24 protein-coding genes are annotated in these 18,252 nt (G+C 61.3%); 9 read left to right on the top strand and 15 right to left on the bottom strand.

From position 1 onward, the window contains the following. The first annotated feature begins 100 nt into the window (after positions 1–100). Positions 101–1,267 carry a helix-turn-helix domain-containing protein gene (locus ASG11_RS18405; protein ID WP_236697450.1) on the top strand — a complete coding sequence of 389 codons (1,167 nt, stop codon included), beginning with the start codon at positions 101–103 and terminating at the stop codon, positions 1,265–1,267. 56 nt (positions 1,268–1,323) lie between these two features. Here the strand turns inward: ASG11_RS18405 and ASG11_RS09970 are convergent, their stop codons facing one another. Genes ASG11_RS09970 through ASG11_RS09960 form a run of 3 tightly spaced genes read right to left on the bottom strand, consistent with a single transcriptional unit; the run spans position 1,324 to position 3,312 of the window. Next, on the bottom strand, positions 1,324–2,598 hold the full coding sequence (locus ASG11_RS09970) for a Y-family DNA polymerase (protein ID WP_055778460.1): 1,275 nt from the start codon (positions 2,596–2,598) through the stop codon (positions 1,324–1,326). After that, positions 2,595–3,038 carry a LexA family protein gene (locus tag ASG11_RS09965; RefSeq protein WP_055778457.1) on the bottom strand — a complete coding sequence of 148 codons (444 nt, stop codon included), beginning with the start codon at positions 3,036–3,038 and terminating at the stop codon, positions 2,595–2,597. The genes ASG11_RS09970 and ASG11_RS09965 overlap by 4 nt, the downstream gene beginning before the upstream one ends. 22 nt (positions 3,039–3,060) lie before the next feature. Further along, positions 3,061–3,312 carry a hypothetical protein gene (locus ASG11_RS09960; protein ID WP_443024453.1) on the bottom strand — a complete coding sequence of 84 codons (252 nt, stop codon included), beginning with the start codon at positions 3,310–3,312 and terminating at the stop codon, positions 3,061–3,063. Between the two features lie 90 nt (positions 3,313–3,402). Here ASG11_RS09960 and ASG11_RS09955 point away from each other — a divergent pair, with 90 nt between their 5' ends. The 3 genes from ASG11_RS09955 to ASG11_RS09950 all read left to right on the top strand — a co-directional run bounded on the left by ASG11_RS09955 (position 3,403) and on the right by ASG11_RS09950 (position 4,483). Further along, positions 3,403–3,639, top strand: coding sequence for a hypothetical protein (locus ASG11_RS09955; RefSeq protein ID WP_201781306.1), 237 nt, complete (start codon positions 3,403–3,405; stop codon positions 3,637–3,639). Further along, a complete protein-coding gene (locus ASG11_RS18400; RefSeq protein ID WP_236697449.1) occupies positions 3,624–4,040 on the top strand; it encodes a thermonuclease family protein in 417 nt (138 codons plus the stop codon). The genes ASG11_RS09955 and ASG11_RS18400 overlap by 16 nt, the downstream gene beginning before the upstream one ends. A gap of 71 nt (positions 4,041–4,111) precedes the next feature. After that, positions 4,112–4,483, top strand: coding sequence for a hypothetical protein (locus ASG11_RS09950; RefSeq protein WP_055778454.1), 372 nt, complete (start codon positions 4,112–4,114; stop codon positions 4,481–4,483). Between the two features lie 282 nt (positions 4,484–4,765). Here ASG11_RS09950 and ASG11_RS09945 read toward each other — a convergent pair whose 3' ends face one another. Next, entirely contained in the window at positions 4,766–5,002 is a 237-nt protein-coding gene (locus tag ASG11_RS09945; RefSeq protein ID WP_055778452.1) for a hypothetical protein, read from the bottom strand. A gap of 220 nt (positions 5,003–5,222) precedes the next feature. After that, complete coding sequence (locus tag ASG11_RS18390) at positions 5,223–5,543, bottom strand: hypothetical protein (protein WP_082472813.1); 321 nt, start codon at positions 5,541–5,543, stop codon at positions 5,223–5,225. Positions 5,544–5,838: 295 nt separating this feature from the next. Between ASG11_RS18390 and ASG11_RS18735 the strand changes: the two genes are divergently transcribed. After that, entirely contained in the window at positions 5,839–6,180 is a 342-nt protein-coding gene (locus ASG11_RS18735; protein WP_236697448.1) for a hypothetical protein, read from the top strand. Positions 6,181–6,191: 11 nt separating this feature from the next. Here ASG11_RS18735 and ASG11_RS09935 read toward each other — a convergent pair whose 3' ends face one another. The 6 genes from ASG11_RS09935 to ASG11_RS09905 all read right to left on the bottom strand — a co-directional run bounded on the left by ASG11_RS09935 (position 6,192) and on the right by ASG11_RS09905 (position 13,671). Continuing rightward, the gene (locus ASG11_RS09935; protein WP_156363720.1) at positions 6,192–10,823 is read right to left on the bottom strand and encodes a thermonuclease family protein; all 4,632 of its coding nucleotides are present in this window, start codon (positions 10,821–10,823) and stop codon (positions 6,192–6,194) included. Then, on the bottom strand, positions 10,820–12,001 hold the full coding sequence (locus ASG11_RS09930) for a hypothetical protein (RefSeq protein WP_156363719.1): 1,182 nt from the start codon (positions 11,999–12,001) through the stop codon (positions 10,820–10,822). The genes ASG11_RS09935 and ASG11_RS09930 overlap by 4 nt, the downstream gene beginning before the upstream one ends. An 11-nt stretch (positions 12,002–12,012) precedes the next feature. Then, entirely contained in the window at positions 12,013–12,312 is a 300-nt protein-coding gene (locus ASG11_RS09925; protein ID WP_055778439.1) for a hypothetical protein, read from the bottom strand. Continuing rightward, a complete protein-coding gene (locus ASG11_RS09920) occupies positions 12,309–12,701 on the bottom strand; it encodes a hypothetical protein (protein ID WP_156363718.1) in 393 nt (130 codons plus the stop codon). The genes ASG11_RS09925 and ASG11_RS09920 overlap by 4 nt, the downstream gene beginning before the upstream one ends. Beyond that, positions 12,701–12,883, bottom strand: a complete 183-nt coding sequence (locus ASG11_RS09915) for a ribbon-helix-helix protein, CopG family (protein WP_055778433.1) — start codon at positions 12,881–12,883, stop codon at positions 12,701–12,703. The genes ASG11_RS09920 and ASG11_RS09915 overlap by 1 nt, the downstream gene beginning before the upstream one ends. Before the next feature lie 575 nt (positions 12,884–13,458). Further along, positions 13,459–13,671, bottom strand: coding sequence for a helix-turn-helix domain-containing protein (locus ASG11_RS09905; protein WP_236697507.1), 213 nt, complete (start codon positions 13,669–13,671; stop codon positions 13,459–13,461). Positions 13,672–13,852: 181 nt separating this feature from the next. Here ASG11_RS09905 and ASG11_RS09900 point away from each other — a divergent pair, with 181 nt between their 5' ends. From ASG11_RS09900 to ASG11_RS09885, 4 genes are read left to right on the top strand one after another with little or no spacing between them, the layout of a single operon-like run. Next, positions 13,853–14,161, top strand: a complete 309-nt coding sequence (locus ASG11_RS09900) for a hypothetical protein (protein WP_055778422.1) — start codon at positions 13,853–13,855, stop codon at positions 14,159–14,161. 3 nt (positions 14,162–14,164) lie between these two features. Then, positions 14,165–14,617 (top strand): hypothetical protein, encoded by a 453-nt coding sequence (locus ASG11_RS09895; protein ID WP_055778420.1) that lies wholly within the window; start codon positions 14,165–14,167, stop codon positions 14,615–14,617. A gap of 3 nt (positions 14,618–14,620) precedes the next feature. Next, positions 14,621–14,848 (top strand): hypothetical protein, encoded by a 228-nt coding sequence (locus ASG11_RS09890; RefSeq protein WP_055778417.1) that lies wholly within the window; start codon positions 14,621–14,623, stop codon positions 14,846–14,848. Next, the gene (locus ASG11_RS09885; RefSeq protein ID WP_055778415.1) at positions 14,848–15,117 is read left to right on the top strand and encodes a hypothetical protein; all 270 of its coding nucleotides are present in this window, start codon (positions 14,848–14,850) and stop codon (positions 15,115–15,117) included. The genes ASG11_RS09890 and ASG11_RS09885 overlap by 1 nt, the downstream gene beginning before the upstream one ends. A 91-nt stretch (positions 15,118–15,208) precedes the next feature. Here ASG11_RS09885 and ASG11_RS09880 read toward each other — a convergent pair whose 3' ends face one another. The 4 genes from ASG11_RS09880 to ASG11_RS18725 form a co-directional block, all read right to left on the bottom strand. Further along, positions 15,209–15,811 (bottom strand): hypothetical protein, encoded by a 603-nt coding sequence (locus tag ASG11_RS09880; protein ID WP_156363717.1) that lies wholly within the window; start codon positions 15,809–15,811, stop codon positions 15,209–15,211. An 854-nt stretch (positions 15,812–16,665) separates the two neighbouring features. Further along, positions 16,666–17,178 carry a hypothetical protein gene (locus tag ASG11_RS18730; RefSeq protein WP_156363716.1) on the bottom strand — a complete coding sequence of 171 codons (513 nt, stop codon included), beginning with the start codon at positions 17,176–17,178 and terminating at the stop codon, positions 16,666–16,668. Beyond that, positions 17,171–17,629, bottom strand: a complete 459-nt coding sequence (locus ASG11_RS18385) for a helix-turn-helix domain-containing protein (RefSeq protein WP_168371723.1) — start codon at positions 17,627–17,629, stop codon at positions 17,171–17,173. Before ASG11_RS18385 ends, ASG11_RS18730 begins: the two co-directional genes overlap by 8 nt. After that, positions 17,589–17,996: a hypothetical protein gene (locus ASG11_RS18725; RefSeq protein WP_055778409.1), complete on the bottom strand. Its 408-nt coding sequence runs from the start codon at positions 17,994–17,996 to the stop codon at positions 17,589–17,591. The genes ASG11_RS18385 and ASG11_RS18725 overlap by 41 nt, the downstream gene beginning before the upstream one ends. Between the last annotated feature and the right edge of the window lie 256 nt (positions 17,997–18,252).

Here is an 18,252-nt window from a genome sequence, read left to right as displayed (position 1 = left end):
TTGCAGTGCGTATCCGCCGCACCGACTTCTGGCGGATGCGACGAACTGGACATTAAGCTCGTATGGGTTATTTCGTATCCCATAATCTATTGGATTAACGATGGAACATGAGTTGCCCGCTTCGCCTGATGTCTCGTCACTCCGTCAGCGCGGACGCCGTCGAGGTCCGGCCCTAACCAACGCAAGCATTAGTGACAGTGCGCAATCAGGTCTCGAAGTCGATTTGTATCGGAATGTCGTTTTCCCGAACCGGATCCGAGAGCTACGGATTCATCAAGGGTTTCCGAAGCTATACGCGTTCAGTGAGAAGCTGCCAAGTATCCCCTATATACGCCTGTCTAAGATCGAGCGCGGAGAGGTATTTGCCAGAGCCGAAGAGCTGCGGTTGATCGCCGGCGCACTGGATTCGGCACCTGTAGATCTGCTCCTTGATGTCGAAGCAACCGATTTTAAGCTTGAGGAATGGTTTGTACCATTCGCTGAAGGTGCCTTATTAGATCTTACCGAAGAGGCAGAGTTCGCGCTGTTACTCGCGGCTGCAATTCGAGCTCGACGGGCGGCTAACGACAAGCTCACGGCCGCTACGATGGCGCGTGATTATGGCATTCCGCCGGTAATCTTATCTCGTCTTGAGAACGCCTTTAAAGGTTTGGATCGTTGGAATCATCAGATACTGGAAAATCTTTGTCGGCTCTTTGGTGTGGACAGCGAGACTAGTCTCCGTTCCTATGTTCGAGAACAGCACATAAGTGGGGAGCTTGATCGGTTTCTTCGAGATTTGCCGAACGCTCACAGCAGGCACCAGCGAACACGCGACCGAATCGCCGGACTGCGAAGAGAACTTGATCTTCCCTCCCCGGCGCTGCCTGCATCGCCCCTAGCCAAACGAACCTTAACGCGGACGTCTAAGCTCTTGCCGGTTTTCGGATCCCCGCTGCCTGATGGATTGATTGCGATGACGCCAACGGGTCTCGAAATTGAGGGGCTGGCCGAGGCCGGTTCGCGCTCATTTGGAGTGCGCGTGGGCCGAGCGACTCTAGGTGGAGGATTGCCGGGAAACGCGACCGTCATCGTTGATCCCGACCGCTTCCCCCAGCCCGGCGGGCTGGCGCTGGTCAGAGAGTCCAACGGCTACAGGGTACTTTCCGTTGCTGTCGGACGAGATGGTGCAATGATCGGTTACTCCGTCACCCCGGAACGCGAGGTCGCTCTTGATGGGCTTGCCCCAGAAGATATGGCGTCGGTTGTGGCCGCCGTTTTTATCTGAGAATCGTTCATCGTCCGTTCGGCGAGGCGAAAGTGGTTGAGGATAGGGGCGTCTGCCTAATCTATCGCACTCACGACCGGCACCTCAGCGAGACTGGTCGTCCAGGCAGGCGAGCGCATCTCAGACCGCAGCTTCCATTCGCGGCGGAACCCCTGCGAGGCCGTCACCGCCGTCCACGTGCCGAAGCGCCCGTTTATCTCGTCCAGCGCGGTCATCAAACGATCGCGCTTGCCGGTGTCGTCTTCGAACAGCGTGCGCGGCCGCATATCAGAGGCAATCAACTCATCGAGCAGGATTCCTGCCTTGGTGTAGGCATAGCCATCGCGCCAGGCGCGCTCCGCTGCCCGCCTGGCCGCCGCGATCAGTTCCAGGCTGTCGCTGGTCATCGGATGCAGCACGACCATCCGTGACCCGGCATATTGCGGCCGCTCGGGCTTGTGCTTGTTGGTGTGGAAAAACGCGGTCAGCCGGGCGGCGACCAGGCCATGGCTCCGCAGCTTCTCGCCGGCCCGCATCGCATATTGGCTGAGCGCGCCCATCATGCTGTCAAAGGTCGTCACGGGCGTGCCGAACGATCTGGTCACCGCCATGCCCTTGCGCTGCGGCTCGACGCTCTCGACGGCGTTAGACGGCACGCCGCGCAGTTCGGCCACCAGCCGCTCCAGCACCACCGTGCCAACCGCGCGCGCCTGCTTCATGGGCATGTCCCGAAGCCCGCTCGCCGTATCGATCCCCAAGGCGATCAGCTTGGCAGCGGTCGCGCGGCCGACGCCCCACACATCACTGACCGGGAAGGCGCGCATGACATCATGCCGAATTCCTTCCTCCCGAAGATCCGCCACGCCATCGAAGCGGGGTTCCTGCTTCGCGGCGGCGTTCGCCAGCTTTGCCAGCGTCTTCGTGCCAGCGATGCCGACACAGGTCGGGATCGTGGTCCATAGCCGAACCTCCGCCCGCATGGCGTGGGCATGAGCGACTAGATCGCGATCCTCGAACCCGGCCAGATCGAGGAACGTCTCGTCGATCGAGTATATCTCGGTATCGCGGGCAAACGCATCGCACGCGGCGATCACCCGGCGCTGCATGTCGCCGTAGAGCGTGTAGTTCGACGACAGGACGCGGATGCCGTGATCACGCACCTTGTCGCGCAGGTGGTGGATCGGATCGCCCATCTTGATGCCAAGCGCCTTCGCCTCCGCCGACCGTGCGATGGCGCAGCCGTCGTTATTGGACAGGACGATTACCGGCACGCCGACAAGCTTGGCGTCGAACGCGCGCTCGCATGAGACGTAGTAATTGTTGCAGTCGATCAGCGCGATCGGCGTGGTCATGGGAGCTTGCGGGCGACGCCAACGACCACACCCCATATCTCGACATGCTCATCGACGAGGATCTGCTCGAACCCGTCAGCCTCGGGCACGAGCCAGTGGCGACCATTCAGGAAGCGCAGACGTTTCAGGGTGCGATCACCGTGGACCAGCGCAACGACCACCGCGCCCGATCGCGGCTTCTTGGCGCGATTCACGACGATCAGGTCGCCGTCGTTGATTCCGACGCCGGCCATAGACTGCCCATCGACCCGCATGATGTAGCTGGCGGCCGGATGCTCGACGAGCCAGGCACCGAGGTCAATCGGCTCCTGCATGTCGTCCTGCGCCGGGGACGGGAAGCCGGCGGGCGTGTTGCACAGGAAGAACGGCACCTCATGTGGCACTAGATCGAACGGCACGTCGTGCAGCTTCAGGTCATCCGCTGGGCGAACCAGTGCCAAGTATGCGCGTCGGGGATCCACTCTACAGGATCGAAGCGAACTGGAGCTGCTGATGCTGTGAGGCAAGCACGCACCGCGCCTCTTGCGCCGCGCCGACCGCCTGCCGGTAATGCACCGTGCCGAATCGCTCTGCCTCGTCGAAGCTAACCGGCGCCCATTCCTCGGTCGGATAGCAGGCGTCGTAAATCGCGCGCGCAGCCGCACGCAGTTGCAGGTCGTGCTGCATTGTCATCCTCCAGCAGTGTCGCATCACCGCTTCGGCGGCGCGGGCCATAGCTAGGCCCATAGCGATCCGATTCGCAAGAACATTGCAGGAACAGATTTTGGGTGCGATGGACGGCGCATAGATTCGAGGGACTAGATCATGATCGACCAGCACGACGACGAACAAGAACCAAAGATGCCATTCGGGAAGTGGATCACGACCCAGCGAGATCGTGGCGATTGGGTCGATGGCATTGCCGACGCGGCGCGCGCCGATCGCACGTTTCCGAAGAACGGCGATCCAGAGGCGGTAAGAAAGCACCTGCGCAGTCAGCAGGCCGATGGTGACGCGTTCGCCGCGATCGATGACGCCGAGAGCGAGTGGATGTCGCTCTGATCTTTCCGATCCTGCTTCTGGCCGCTGCACCGACGGCTACTTTCTCGTGCACCGTCATACGCGTTCATGACGGTGATGGGCCTTTGTGGTGCAAGAACGGCATCAGGGTTCGGGTCGCCGGCATCCAGGCACCGGACTTCGAGGATGCCGAACCGTGTCGCCAGCATCGTGCTGCGTATCGATGCGACGACGCCGCCGCCGCGCGCAGCCAACGCATCGTCGAGCGGCTGACGCTCGGTCGCACCTTAGTCTGCCAGCCTGTTGGTGAGAGCTACGCCCGCGTGGTGGCGCGCTGTACGCTGCCGGATGGCCGGAGCCTGTCGTGTGCGATCATCGCGGCTGGCGCGGCGACACGATGGGATAACTATTGGCGACGGTATCACATGGGTCAGTGTCGATGACTAACATTAGAATACCTCGCGTTGCCGTCGGTTATGCCCCACCAAACACGACGATCACTCGCGTCGAGCGGATGTCGCGCGCCTTCACTAAATACCATCTCGACGATGGCCGAGCGCTACACCGGTTCCGGATGGGCGAGCCTCATGCGGATCCGCACGACCACCCGTGGAGCTTCGAAACGGAGATCCTTGCCGGTGGCTATGTCGAAGAGGTGTTCCATATGACGCCCGATGGCTGGCATAGCGAACTGGTCCACCGCCTTCCCGGCACCATCCATCAGATCCCGGCCGAGCACATCCACCGCATCGTCGAGCTGCCGCAGTGCGAATGCTGGACCGTGGTGCGAGCAGGTCCGAACGAACGGGGAACCCGTTTCTGGCGGTTTGGCGACGACATTAGCTCGCGCGCCTGGAATAGGCGGCGGTGGCAGAGGCACGGATAGGGGCAACGATGGCTCAACGCCCGGCACTGCATCTTATCGGCTTTCGCGGTGACGAGTATCATAGCGCCGTTCGCGTGTTCGGCCGGCCCGACTTCATCCATCGGCATTGGGATAGGCGTGCTGTGCAGGACATCGCGCCAGGGGACGTGGCCGTGTTCGCGCGGGGCACAGATCAGGATCCGCTAGCGCCGTATTCGTTCAACGACTCGGCCGGAATGTGACGAAGGCCAGAATAGCGAGCGGCGCACTGTGGAACTGAATGCGTGCTGATGTCAGACCGCGTCAATCATCGGCAAAGCGCATCCGCTCGATCTCGGCATCCAGCTCCGAGGCATATTCACGCAGAGCGCGGATGCTCTCGTCGTCGTTGATACCGGTCAAAACGCGCTCGATCTGTTCAGCGTTGCGGCGAAGGTCATTCAGCATGGTCGTCATCGCAGGGGCGCTAACGAACAGGTTGATCCGCCAATAGGCCTTGCCACGCGGTTTGGCGGCGGTCGGGGATTCGAGCGGGGCCAAGCGAACTTATCCACATTCTCCAACGGGACGTGGTCGATGACGTGTCACGCGATCCTTGATGCGCGGCATCGCGCCTGCCATGCGCCACATCGTCCCGGTGCCAACTCTCAGACCCTCGTCGGTGCCGGGGCAACCCGAAGAGCGAGACGGGTACGTAACCGAATTTCCTTGCTGGAACTTGTCTCTCAAGCCTTGCCAGCAATTGCCGCACGCGCTTTCCTCAACGCCTGGCCATCACCGAGACGATAATTGCGAGTATAACTGATGCAGCTATCGCAATAAGCGTTTCGTAGATCGAATGGCTATTCCATTCCCAAAACTTTAGCCCTTCAAGTCCCGGCATATTAGCACGGCGACCCGCGCCAAATTTCTCGATCCACTGGTATTCGCGCTGTGTGATCTCGCGCATAATGCAAACGGCCGCACCAGCGAAGCATCCTGTCCATATGGAGGCTTCTGTAGGAGCCTTTAATGATCGACCGATCACCCAGCTGGCGATTTGAACACCTAAAGCGAGAGGGACATGATCAAAGGAGGTCACGAATAAGGGTCTCCCATCAAGCCTTTTATTAACCTGCTCGCGCGACCATGCTATGCAGCACAACGCGTAGATCCCATTTACGCCCAGTGTCAGCGCCGATCTTCCACGCCAGGCACGAAGATAATGTCATTTCTCCGCTGTTCACGGCGCTTTATGCGTGCCCGTCGCGACGCCTCGCGCTTCATTGCTCGAGCTGCGAAGATTGCGGCTCCCGCTATGCCAACGCCGAAGACTGCCATTAAGATCGTCATCATCATAGAACCGCCTGCTTTTGCAGGGAATTCCTTACGGCAATATGCTTAACGTTTTCGCACGGTTGCGCTGCGTCACCACATTCTCAAGAGATAATTTGCGCGCCTGTTCAGGCTTTGCCGGCGATCCGCGCAGCGATAAGGCGGCTCAACTCTTTCAACCGCAATTCCCCCTCGCCTATCTCGGCGGAATCGCCACCGCGCTCGCGGAGCAAATGAAGCTCGATGCGCAGCGCGACGCGCTCGTCGTCAAGCGTACGCGTTTCCTCGAGCGTCCTCGTTCTCGTCATGATGATCCCCCGTCACGCCGGTTAACAGGGTCAGATCGTTTCGCCATTGATCGCGATCAGGCATGGGTTAGCCACCATGTTCGCATCGAAAGCTAATGCCCTCACAACTACCGCACGACCTCGCTGAAGCCGGGGGGCGCTGGCGGCACTACCTCAGTAAACCCTGGAGGCGGCGGAGGCATTGCGGCCGATCGGCGCGGGACGGCGCGCATCGCCTGGCCGAACATGCTGACCTTCACCAGCTTGCGAGCCTTCTTCACCACGTTGCTAACCTCGTCGGCGCGATCCTCTTGCGGCAGCCGCTTCCATTCCGGCGTGCGGACCAGTTCGGCCAGCTTGCGGTGCACCTCAGCCCCGGCCCGCTCCTGGAAGCGGTCGTAGTCCTCATCCGTCATCTTGGCTTTGCCCGGTGGCGACATCTTCGCTCCGCTGTCGAGCAGCGCGGCAACGACCGGATCGTTTTTCGCCTGGCTAGTCCAGATTGGCGAAACGATGTCGGGGCCAAGCCCGCCGCCCGCCTCGACTGGACGTCCGAACACGTCGCGCCGTGGTCGGAGACTATCGCTCAAGCCTGGGATTCGCGATCTGATGCGATCGGCCGGCCCGCTGGCTTGGCGCAGTACGGGATCGGAGACTTGTGCCACCTGTGCGGCGAGCGTCGGTACGACGATGCTTCCGGCCGTACGCGAGAAGAAGCTTTCCGCGCTACGGTCGGGATCGTTCAATGCCTCTAGCGCCGAACTCATCCCAGACAGCCACGTCTTGTTCGACAGGTTCTTGAGGATAGCCGCGCCAACTTCAAAGCTGGCGTTCTCACGCTGCTTGTCCGTCATGTAACGCTCTTGGTCGACCAGATCAGCGGCAGTCCCGATAACGGTCGAATAGGGATCGAGGCGCTGATAGCTGTAATACTTGTCGCCGATCTTGAAGCTGTATGGTTGCCAGCCGTCCGCCTTCAGGAGCCGCAACGCGCTTTCATCCGCAGGCCCACCGCCCGTGATCTGTCCAGCCGCAGCCATCTGATATATCGTCGCGGCGATGCCCGTGCCCATGGTGACCCTTGCCAGAGCAAGATCCCGCTTCGGGCCACCCGCTGCGATGTCCCGTCGCCATTCTTTCAGAACGACGGCACCAGGCGAACGCTCGATCGCATATTTCAGGATATTGGTCGGCGTGCGGACGAACGGGACGATGAGCTTCAGGATCGGCATCGACTCGGTAACGCCCGTGATCTTCTGCCCAACAGGGCCAAGCGGCTGTTGGAACGTGACGTAACGCGCATAGTCGAACGACTTTGTCAGCAAATCGCCGGTCGGGTTCGCGACCAACTCCGCCGCCCGCTTGCGCAGCGCATCACCCTTCAAGCCCTCGGACTTCGCGGTGCGCATGACCAGCCCGGCCAACTCCGACCGACGCGCAACCGCCTTGAAGAACTCATCCTCAGCAGCGAGCGCACGGGTGGGCGTGCGGATGATCTTTCCCGCCATACCGCCGATAGCCTCTTGGGACTGCTGCTCCATCTTCGTCACGGCATCACGCGGAGCGCCTGACGCGAACGTGCGTGCCGCCTCCCGCATGCCCTCGCGAGCGCCTTGGATCATCCCGGCTGCTCGCGAACCAATCTCGCCGAACAGGACCGCCTCAGCGTCCGCCTTCCCGATCGCGCGCCGCGCAACGTTGGCAATGCCGCCGATGCCTGCCGCCAAGCCATGCTCCGGTAATTGACCGAGCGCGGTGATAGTGTTCGACAGTACGTTGACCGCGTGCGTTCTTGGCCCTGAGAGCAGCATGTTGTAGTATAGCTCGACCGCCATATCGCGGAACCGAGGCTGTAGCGCCTTGGCCGAGAACTGGTTGATACCTCCTGGCCCGACGCCCGACTTTTCGAGATCAACGATCTTGTTGGCTACATCCTTCAGCCGCGCCGTGCCGCCCGCGATGTCGCCGAGGCTTGGCAGCACCCGCGACCCGAGCGCCCGGCTGTCCGCCGTCATGCGGAACGCCGACAGAGCGCGGCCAGCTTCCGCCGTCATCCCTGCGACCTGTTCCTGAATGGCGACGTGGCGCACCCATGCCTGCCGGAAATTGGCTTCAAGCTCGTCGCCGGGATTGTCCATTGCCGCCATGCGCCGCGCCATGTTGACGAGATCGGTGGACGACTGCGCGAGGATCTGGCGCGATGCCAACGCCTCCTCCGCGTTGAGCGATTGCCCCTTGCGGCGCTTCAGCAGATCGTCGGCGGTCATGCCGAGTTCGCCCGCAAGCCGCTCCGTTTCGGCGTGCGTGATCCGGCCACGCGTAGCAGCATCGAACCCGCCGACGCGGGCGTGCGTATCCGTTAGCGCCCGCTTGATCGACTGAGGGCTGTCCAGCTTGTCCAGGCGCAGGTTGCCCGCCATGCGCGGGGCATTCTCGCCCCATTCCTCATAGGCCGTCACAGGCGGCGCGTTGCGATCGAGATCGGCCAGATCGACCGGCTGGCCGCGATCCTCGACCAGCGGAGCGCCACGCTCTCGGGCACCCTCTACCGAATGACGCAGCGCGCGCTGAGATTCAAAGGCGTCCACCTCCGGCAAATCCTCAGACCGGAAGGCGCGATTACGCCCGGTGTGCGTGGCGTTCAGCGTGTCGAGAAATTCGGAGACAGTCGGACGCTCTGCATGATCGGGAAAGAACCCCGCCTCGTGAGCGCGCATTGTTGCCTCGTCGTAAGTCATGCCGTTGTTTGAGACGAGCGGGCCGAAGCGGTTTTCCCCGCCCGCAAAGTCCATACCGGTGCGGGGCGCATTGCCGATGCCGTAATGCTCAAGCTCGCCGCCCTGCGCGCGGATGCCGCCTTGCGATCGCAGCCAGGACACCAGATCGAGCGGGCCACGCTTAGCAATCGTCTTCGTCCCATCAGTCGGCGACGGGATGCTGCGCGAGCTGAGTGCGTTCGCCTCGTTCGGTGCCTTGACCGGCTGGTACATCCCCGCGCCGATGCGTGCCGCCTCTTCCTCGCTGGCGACTGTGTTCGACGGGATCGGCAGCACGTCGCGCGGGCTGATCCTCGTGGCTTGCGCCGCACGCTGTGCTTCGGTGACATCGCCGAGCAGCGGCGCGGCGCGGGCGTTCACGTCGATGCGATCAACGGCGCGGCTTGGCTCCATGAGATCGGGCGCTTGCAGTATTTCAGAGCCGTGTTCCGCGTCCATCGCGATCATGCCCGGCTGACGAGCAATCGCGGCCTTGGCACGCACCACGAGATCGGCGCTATCCTGCATCCGGCCGGCCAGATCAGCAGGGCTTGGTCCCGCAGTCGCTTGCCGCGCCGTGCCGGTCAATTCGCGGTCACGCTGTAGCTGTTCGGCGAGGGTCGCGGCCCTTAATGCCGTTCGTCCCGTGGTGGCGTCCACGATAGCCTGCCCCGCCGTCCCAGCGACTGCCCCGAGCGTGCCACCAACACCCGCCCCGACCAGCGCCCCCGTGCCGCGATCGGTCCAGTTTTCGCCTGTACCGAAGCCCGAGGCTCCACCCTCGGCAGCGCCGCCGATGATCAACCGGTTACGAACAGCAGTCTTTGCGGCCAGCTCTGCGGCATAGCGCGTCGCCCCGTTACGGATCGCCGCACGAGCAGCGTTGAACCCCACGCCCTCGACAGCGGCCCCAGGCAGCACCAGCCCGCCCGCGATCTGCCCGCCCATTCGGTAGTAAGGGTGCGATGCATCATCGTGCGCGAGGATCGATCGGTTCTGGTCGAGATTGTTGGCGAGGATGTCGCCGAACCGGCGATCGGAGTTGAACAGACTTTCGCGCCCGCCAGTGCCGCCGAGCGTGTCCACGACCGCGCCGGCTTCATCCAGCATGTTGAGCGGGTCCGCTACACCGCGCAGCGTCGTGCCGAGCTTACCGTCGCCGGGATCGGTCAGGACGCGCGGAGCATCCTTGTAGGTGACGCCGCCCGATGGCCTGCCACCCTTGGCCCGGGCAGAGTAGAACTTCGCGACATCGGCCGGGTCGAGGTCGAAGCCGTGCGCTTTGGCGTAGGCCATCGCGTCCGCTGGCGTTGACTTCGGATCGTCCGTTACCGCGACATAGCCAGCCGCGATGTCAGGCCGCAGCCCTTGGAATGGCGTGGCCTCGTCCCAAAAAACGGCCGTGTCACCCGGCTTGGCCGTGTCGCGATAATCCGCCCTTGCCCACGGGTCTGGTGCGCCATGCCGGAAGGTGGACGGGGCCTGAAAGGTGTTTCCGAACGCGCCACGGCGATTGAGCCGCGCATCGCGCTCTGCCTCCATGTAATCATGCAGCCGGGAGGGATCGGCCTTCAGGTATTCCGGCGTCGCCAGCCCCCAACCCTGCTTGAGCATGGCCGTGCCAGCATCACCGCCATTGTCGAGCGTGACGACCGGACGGCCATAGGTGGACGGCCCAACCCGGCCCACCGTTGCCGAAGGCTGCGCGAATGGCGCGAACGCGCTGCGCGCGAGCTGACCGAGTGGCACCGCGTCGCCGGTGGGAGAGCGGCCCGTCTGCCCCAATTCGAACGCGTCCACCCCGTACAGACGCCCGTTGACACCACTGGTCATGCGGAACGTGTCGCCGTCATGCAACGCGCCTGTCGGATGCTCTTCGACAATCTCGTCAAACCCCGGAGGCGGCGGGGGGACATTGGCGGCAGCGCGAGGCACGCGCGGCGGGGGCGCACCGGTCGGGACGATCTCCGTAAAGCCAGGAGGCGGCGGAGGGGTGCCGCTCATTGTGCAGCCACCATGCGTCCGCCCTTATTCTCCATCCACTGCCCATTGATGAGCTGGATTGTGCGCCCGGTCCTCGGATCACGGCGGGTCTGGGTCGGTGCGGCAGTCGGCGCGCTGCCCCCGGCAGGACGCCCACCGCGCCCGGCGCGCTGGTAATCCAGCGTCGATTGCTCAGCCGGCGTGAGAGGCTGGCCGCGCGACATCTTCAGCAGGATCGGGGCGATTACCGCACTGGCGCTCTTCGGCGCACCATTGCCGCCGCTTGGATGTGCCCTGCTGGGGCGACCGCGCACCAGTCCCTCGCGATGGTCGGCAAGCCCCGTCTGATAGCCGTAGCGGTCGCGAAGGATGTCCTCCTGTGCCTGTTGGCGGTCGTCCTGCAAGTCGGCGCGCGCCTGCAACGCAGTCGGGCCGAAAGACTTCAGCGTAAAGTCCGCCAGTGCCTTGTGATATTCGGGATTATCTCGGGTTAGGCCCAAGCCATCCTCGACATAAGCTTGCCCTGCCGATCGATACGGCGTGACCGTCTGCGTGTTGAGCGTGTCCGGATCGACCGCAACCAACCCGACGTTGGGCATGTTCTGGAGGATCGGCCGTCGCGCGATACGGTCTTCGCGAGCCTGCTGGATGCGCAGCGCCGCGTCCTTCCGGGTATCTTCTCGCTCCTTGTCTCGGCGCGCGATCTTGGTGTCCCAATACATCGCCTTGCCCCCTCCGAGGCCAGAGCCAATATCGAGCGCGGTGCCGAGAATATCCCAGCCAAGCCCCCCCTTGCCGAAGAAGCTGGGCCTCTTAACTTCGGGCGTCGGAGCGCGGGTGTTGATAGCGTCCTGAAGCACGCTCGGTGCAGGCTGCGCGTCTCCCATGGCGTCGATCAGCAGCGGGCCGCTAGGCTGGGCTGGCGGGGCAGGCTGGGCCATATGCGGCGCGAGCAGCCCTTGCATGCCCTGCGCGTCTCCGGCGGCGCTCCCGACAGGTGCGGCAGCGCCGGGGATGTAATCGCCGATCGGAGCCAGCGCCCCGCGTTCATCGATCATGTAGGGAGATGGCTGGGCGTATCCGCCCGCCCCCACGCCGATACCCATCGCCAACCGATGTTGATTGCGGGACTTCTCCATTCCCGCGTCGGTCGACGGGTTGGGATCGGCGGGAACGATGCGCAGTTTTCCGAATGCCATCTTTGGCCCTTTCAACAGGAGGCAAGAGTGAGGCGAGCGGGACCGATCTGGCCGGCTCGCAAATATTCGATCTCGTCGCGGAACAGGATCAGGCAGTTCCGCGCGGACGGTTCACCGCTGATCGCAGCAGCCTCGATCAAAATAATGCCGAGTTGCACGATGCCGTAAGCGTCGTCGTCAGTCAGATCGGCGTCGGGCCGCTCGACGTGGGCGAGGAAGTCAGCGCCGACGAGAAAGCAATATTGCGCGTCCGTGCCGTTCAGGGCATCGACTGCCATGCTGTGCGCAACGCTGAACGCATCAGCGCTCACGCCGCACACGCCTGAATTTCGCGAAGCCGTGCGAACGCCCCGGCCGGCATGTAATCTCCGCAGCTAGCCAGCGCCGCCCCGGCGTTCTCGTCGCCGGCCTCGGCCAGGACGTCGAGCAGACCGATCGCTTCGGCGTCCACGCTGTCCGCGAGATCATCCGCACCGATGGACCGCTCATAGTTCGCCCGCACCATCAGGACCGCGACCAGACGGCGAACGTCCACGATGGCACCATGCGACGCGGCCATGCGCGCCCACACCTCGGCAATGCCCAAGCCCTCCGCCACCGCCTCCGGCGCGTCCGCCATTGCGTCGAGCGTCTCGTCGATCATAACCGATTGGGCCTCGCGCGATCCGTTGGCTGCGGCTTGAAGGAGAGTTTGGCTCATTATGCCGCCTCTCGCAGTTCGCGGCGAAGGGCGGCGCGGATCAACTCCGACAGGCTCATGCCCTCGCGATCGGCGAAAGCCTCCGCCCTCGCGATTAAGTCCGAGTTCGCGCGAAAATGAACCTTGCCGTCGTGAACAAATGACCGACCGGATTCAGGGCTGCTGCTGGGTTCAAGGGACATCGGCGCTGTCTCTGCTTCTGGGTAAAAGGGCCAAAAAAGCAGGATCCGCGAAGGGGTGTCCCGTACCAATTCCCTAGCGGAAGGTGGGGCAAAAGTCCAGCGAATTCATCCTCGCAACTGGCACCGATGCGCGACAAGCGGCGCGGGCTGTACCGCGTTAACAAATGTCAGCTTGGGGCAAGTATAGCGCGACAGCGCGACCGAACTAGAGCGAGGTCTTGCGGCCCCAATTCCATATGAGGAAGCCTACGCCACCCAGCAAGATCGGGAGCAAGGTTATGCCCAGACGGCTATCACGCAACATCCCGGGTGCCGCCCAGCTCGCCCCATCGCCAACAGTCGCGCCAGCGCCGGCCCATAGCCACAGGCAGACGCAAGCCGCCATCCAGACAATGCCAACGATACGAGCAACTGAGCGCATTGCGGCAGGCTGCGGCAGCGTTCCAACTTTGTCAAATTTGGTTCGCTCGGGGTTAGCGTGTGGTTTCCGGCGTGGGCACTAGGCTAGTGTGGTTCAAGTTTACGAAGGATTCATAGCGCCTTAAGCCCTAGGCATGGCTCCCCAGTCAGGAACATTACAGACGTAGACGAACCCCTTCGCCCCCATTTAGCGAAGCTTCCCCGTCGCCGACGAAGGCGACCCCCCGGGTCTCCAGCGCCGTTTGCAGCTTAGCAATTGTGGAAGCGTAAGCATCACCCCCGCTTTCGAAGTTCGACACCGTCGCCGCGCGGACACCAGCCGCTTTGCCTAGATCGATGATCGACAGCCCTAAAGCCGCCCGCGCCATGCGCGATTGCGTTGGTGTGATTGCCATAACGCATATTTAATACGCTTTAGGGGTTGACGCAAGCCAATAGAACACGCAATTCAATACGGTCTTAACTATTCCGGTTAAGCAAACGGGACGAGGCGGCGCTTGCAACACCGCCCCGGCCCTATCGCAACCCTCAGGACCGAGGATCACGAATATGACCATACATACCACCAACACGCCCGAGCGCGAGACCGAATGGAAGCGCCTTGTCGGAGAATATAAGACCGCCATTGCCGTCCTGAACAGCGTACCAGCTTCCGACGACGCCGCTTTCGACGTGGCGCACAATGCTTCCGGCAGCGCGTTGCAGGCATTGACCAAACACCCCGCCCCCTCGCTCGCGGCCCTCGCCGAGAAGTGTGAGCTGATCTTGAGCGAGTATCCCGATGCGGATCATCTCGACAGGTACGACGCCTTTGCCGTCATCGCCGACGTTCGCCGGCTTGCAGCGCGGGAGGCTTGAGCGATGAAGACCGCCACCAACGCCGTCATGCCATCGTGCATCAACGCGCTCCACACTCGCTTCGAGCAAGCATCCGCTGAACTCGTGACCGTCAGCAACGCCGAAAGCGAAGCGCGGACGCATGGGTCCGCTCGCGAACGATGGGAAGCCGAGGCCGCAATGCACGTTTTGGGCAGAGAAATTGACGCCCTCCGCATGGCCCTGCTTTATCAGGTGCCGGACACACGGCGCGAAGCGATGACGCTTCAATTCCATATCGTAGGCGCGGCCCACGACCAGACAGGCGGCGGCGTTGATTTGCAGGCCGAAGCGCTTCTGATAGCCACAGATACCCTGTTCGACTTCTTGTGCTGCGAGACCGATGAAGATCACGAAGCGATCGGGCCGGAGTTTCGCGACGAGGCAAACCGTGTGTTCTTCAAGCGCCGGATGCGCACCGGCGTGGTGGAGGGCTGAGCGATGGCAACGCAGATGCGCCCCACCTTCGACGCAGCCGCTTGGCTGTCCGCACTGGTCGCGATCGGCGGGGGTTATGCCCTCGCCTCCGGCCGCAAGCTCTGGCTAGTCGTGCAGGATTGTCCCGCCGACGAGCTGACGCCGATCATGGCCGAGATCGTCGGCAAGCCCGAGCGCGTCGAGGCCGTCCGCTGGACGATCGAGCAGCGCCAGAATGGAGAGGTGCAGTGATGGCGAGTGTCCTGCAACTCGACCAACTCGCGCCGATGCTGCGCGTCATCCCATCGCTTTCACGCCCGATGCTATCACGCCTCACCGAACGGCTGATTGAGCGCCTGGACGAGATCGACGGCGACGACGACTTGGAGCCGAACGGCGACGAGCGGGATGGCGAAAATGCCGAAGACGATTTTTGGTCGCACTGGCTCGACCACCACGCGCAGCCCGGTTGTCCGCTTGCGGATCCCGGCGAAGACGACGACCCCGACGATTATCGTTGACCGCCAAAACAGAGCGGTAGCGAAGCGGCCCCACTGGAGGCGGTGGGGCCATTTCTAATTCGGTCTACTTTAGAGTGTGCAGGCCCAACCGTTACCTAATGCGTGTCATGAGCTTTGCAATTTGAGCGTCCGCGCTTCCACAAATGATCGACAGTTCACTATCGGTAGGGTTCTCCCATATGATCCGAACCTCTTGCTCACCCGAGAACCGCGCCGGTTTAACAAATGGGTTCGGCTGCTCGGCTTCGTCACCATTCAGATTTGCAACCCGCTCTTTGTAGCGTACGCGGCCGATGTGCCACGGGCTTCGTATTCCCGCCACGATAGTTAAACGCTCAGCGAGCGCTGCCGGATCGTCAATGCGAAAGAGAGCTTGCTCGGCACCGAAGCCCTTCCCGCAATCATCCGCCTCGGAGAAACATACGCAATTCAGGTCGCTGCCGGTTGTCTCGATGTTGACATTTTTAATGGAGGACTGGCGACCCTCGCCACTAAAAGCAAAGAGCCCAGATCCTTCCAGATACGCGCGATGTTTCGGGTTGCCGGCACGAAGGTCACTGCCCGGTCGAAATATCGAATGCTCTTCGGCGTCTCTCCTTTCGCTTTCGAGAAGGCCGTAACTACGAAGTGTTCCGATCTTAATCGAGCCTCGTTCCAAATGATGGGCGTGCGAGAGATCGACGTATTTGTACATCGGCACCCCTGGCTCGACCGGATCGAGGTTAACGACAGGGCATTGTTGGGCTTTGAAGACGAGCGTCGTCTCACTCGGGCGCATTTCAGGCGGAGCGAACCCATCACGCCAAGGCGGCCGACTACCAAACGAATTCGAGACGTGACGCGGCGGTTGAATCCCTGGGGGGCGGCGTGAACTCATTCTTTTGCCTTTCGAACGCTCGCGGCCAAGATCAATCGGCACTGCTTAGCCGCCCCTTATATTCTATATATATATAACGCGCGCACGCGCGCTTGCTTGTAGAAATGGCGGCAGGGAGATCGGTTAAGGCATCTTTCCTCATGCCCCGCAGAGCGCAGCGGCCGACCTATTGGCACTAACGGCACTAATGGCATGGACCGTCAGCGCCTCACGCCCTCTCTCAAAATAGTTAGATAGATAGATAGACCTTTTTTAGCCTACGCCGCGCGAGGGGGCTGGCGGGGAGATGAAGCGAGACACCCCATGCCATTAGTGCCAATAGTGCCAATAGCATTTCGATCGACGCCGACGCGCAGCGCAAAGAAAGGGTACCATGTGGCGACGTATCAGGCTGAGCGCTGTGATCGGAGAAGTCGGACGAATGACCGGGCTGTCAGGGCACTCTGCAAAGCTTGAGCGTTGCAGGGCAAATTTCTGGCGCGGCAAAGTTCGGCAAGTGCTGGACCTATGACATCTTTAGATCGCGATACAGGGTCTCGGGCTTCCAAGCTAAGGCCGCGGCTGGTGCGGATGCGTTTCCGTCAAGCGTGGCCCGCACCGCCGTTTGAATTGCGTAGAGGAACATCGCTCTTGTCGCGAAGTCCTTTTAATTGTGCCCTATTGGCGGATGGCTAATTCGCTCGAGACTTTTTACGTGATTTTCGTGAAGCGATAGGTAAAGGCTCAGCCTGTCCGCCAACCTCGTTCTCAATCTGACTATCTCTAATCGATATTCCGTCGCCGAAGATCAGTGGAAGACTTGCCGTTGCCACAACATCGTTTATTTTGCAGCTTGTCACAATGGCGTTTTCTTTTCCAAGCTTCAACCCGGCGAGATCTGCAGCGAGTTGCAATGTCCATTTATCAGCTTTGTCGTGAGAGTCCTGAGAAAAAGTCGCACTGTAATCCTCATCCGGTCCCAATGTTTTACCGTCAATATGAGCACGAACGCTAACAGTTATCTCAACGGAGCGAGTTCCCTGAATGCGAGCGATAAGGACCGCCTTCAGTGTCTCTACGACTGTCGTTCCTTCTGGAATGAATAAACTGCCGCCCAAAACACCAAGCAGGCTCTGCTTCCCTCCACTCTCATGGCGAAGATCCTCACAGAATAGCACAAAGGCTTCTATGGTCGCTTCAGCCATTATCAAGGGCGTCCATCAAAGCGTCGAACGAGACGTTAAGCTCCCGCGCGAGCGCCCGTATAGTTTCTTCACCTGGTTTCTGGCGACGTGTTTCAATTAATGAAAGCATCGATTGGCTAGTACCAATTGCCTCAGCTAACTGCATTTGGGACATGCCTTTTTGAAGCCGCAGCGTCGAGATCGTCACCGGGCTGCCACCTGTCGCCCGCTCGCGCGCAATCTCTTGACGCGCAGCAGGAAGGTGCTCAGCAATATCTTCGTGGGTATCAAATCGATCAAGAAAATCATCTAACCCATGCGCGCAATCGGGTACAGGATGCGAATTAGCAAAATCCAGCAAGATCAATTCGGCGGCTTGGATGCGGGTTGCCGTAACTCTGCCTCCGTCAGCGCGAGTAACGTTGAGCTGATCACCGTCCCAGGTACGGGAAGCCGAGTTCGTCATATTCATTCTCAATTCTTTCCCACAGTCCGCGGTTTTTTTCGTAATCAGCATCACGAGGCATCACCGCGAGGACCACGATGCGCTTTTTGGGCCAGTCAGCGCCCGTAATCAGCCGCCAACGGCCAAGCAGTAGATATTTCACACGATAGGCGTTGATACGCTTCGACTGAAGCGACCAGACCGGCTCAACATCGCCGATCACCTCATCTGAATAGTGCTCATCGACAAGCCGAGCACATATGTTCGGATCGCCACGCAGTTCTCGCAAATGTGCAGAGATTGTAGCAGCGGCATATGCATCCTCCGAACGGCATTTTTCCATATCCAAGGCGGCACCGGTAGCGATGAGCATCTGGTAGCCGATGACGCTCATATACCGTTTCCAGTATAAGAACAATTAATTTTGGGGAGTGTTCCCGAGAGGGTCGGCTGTGCCGGGGGCGAGGGCATCCAAGGCATGTATCAACCACTATCTTCGCCGTCGAGTCAGTCTTGTCGGTTCGAATAGTCAGCACGTCGGCGATGAATTTTATGCGCAACGGTGACGATCCTGCGATTGGCGCGCCGCGCCATGCCACGGCTGGCATCACCGAATCGATCTCCCAAACTCCCATAGCATCAACGGCTCT

The sequence above is a fragment of the Sphingomonas sp. Leaf357 genome, assembly GCF_001423845.1.
In the GTDB taxonomy this organism is placed as follows: Bacteria; Pseudomonadota; Alphaproteobacteria; order Sphingomonadales; family Sphingomonadaceae; genus Sphingomonas.
The sequence above is the reverse complement of the archived record's forward strand: the minus strand, read 5'-3'. Positions and strand labels throughout refer to the sequence as shown.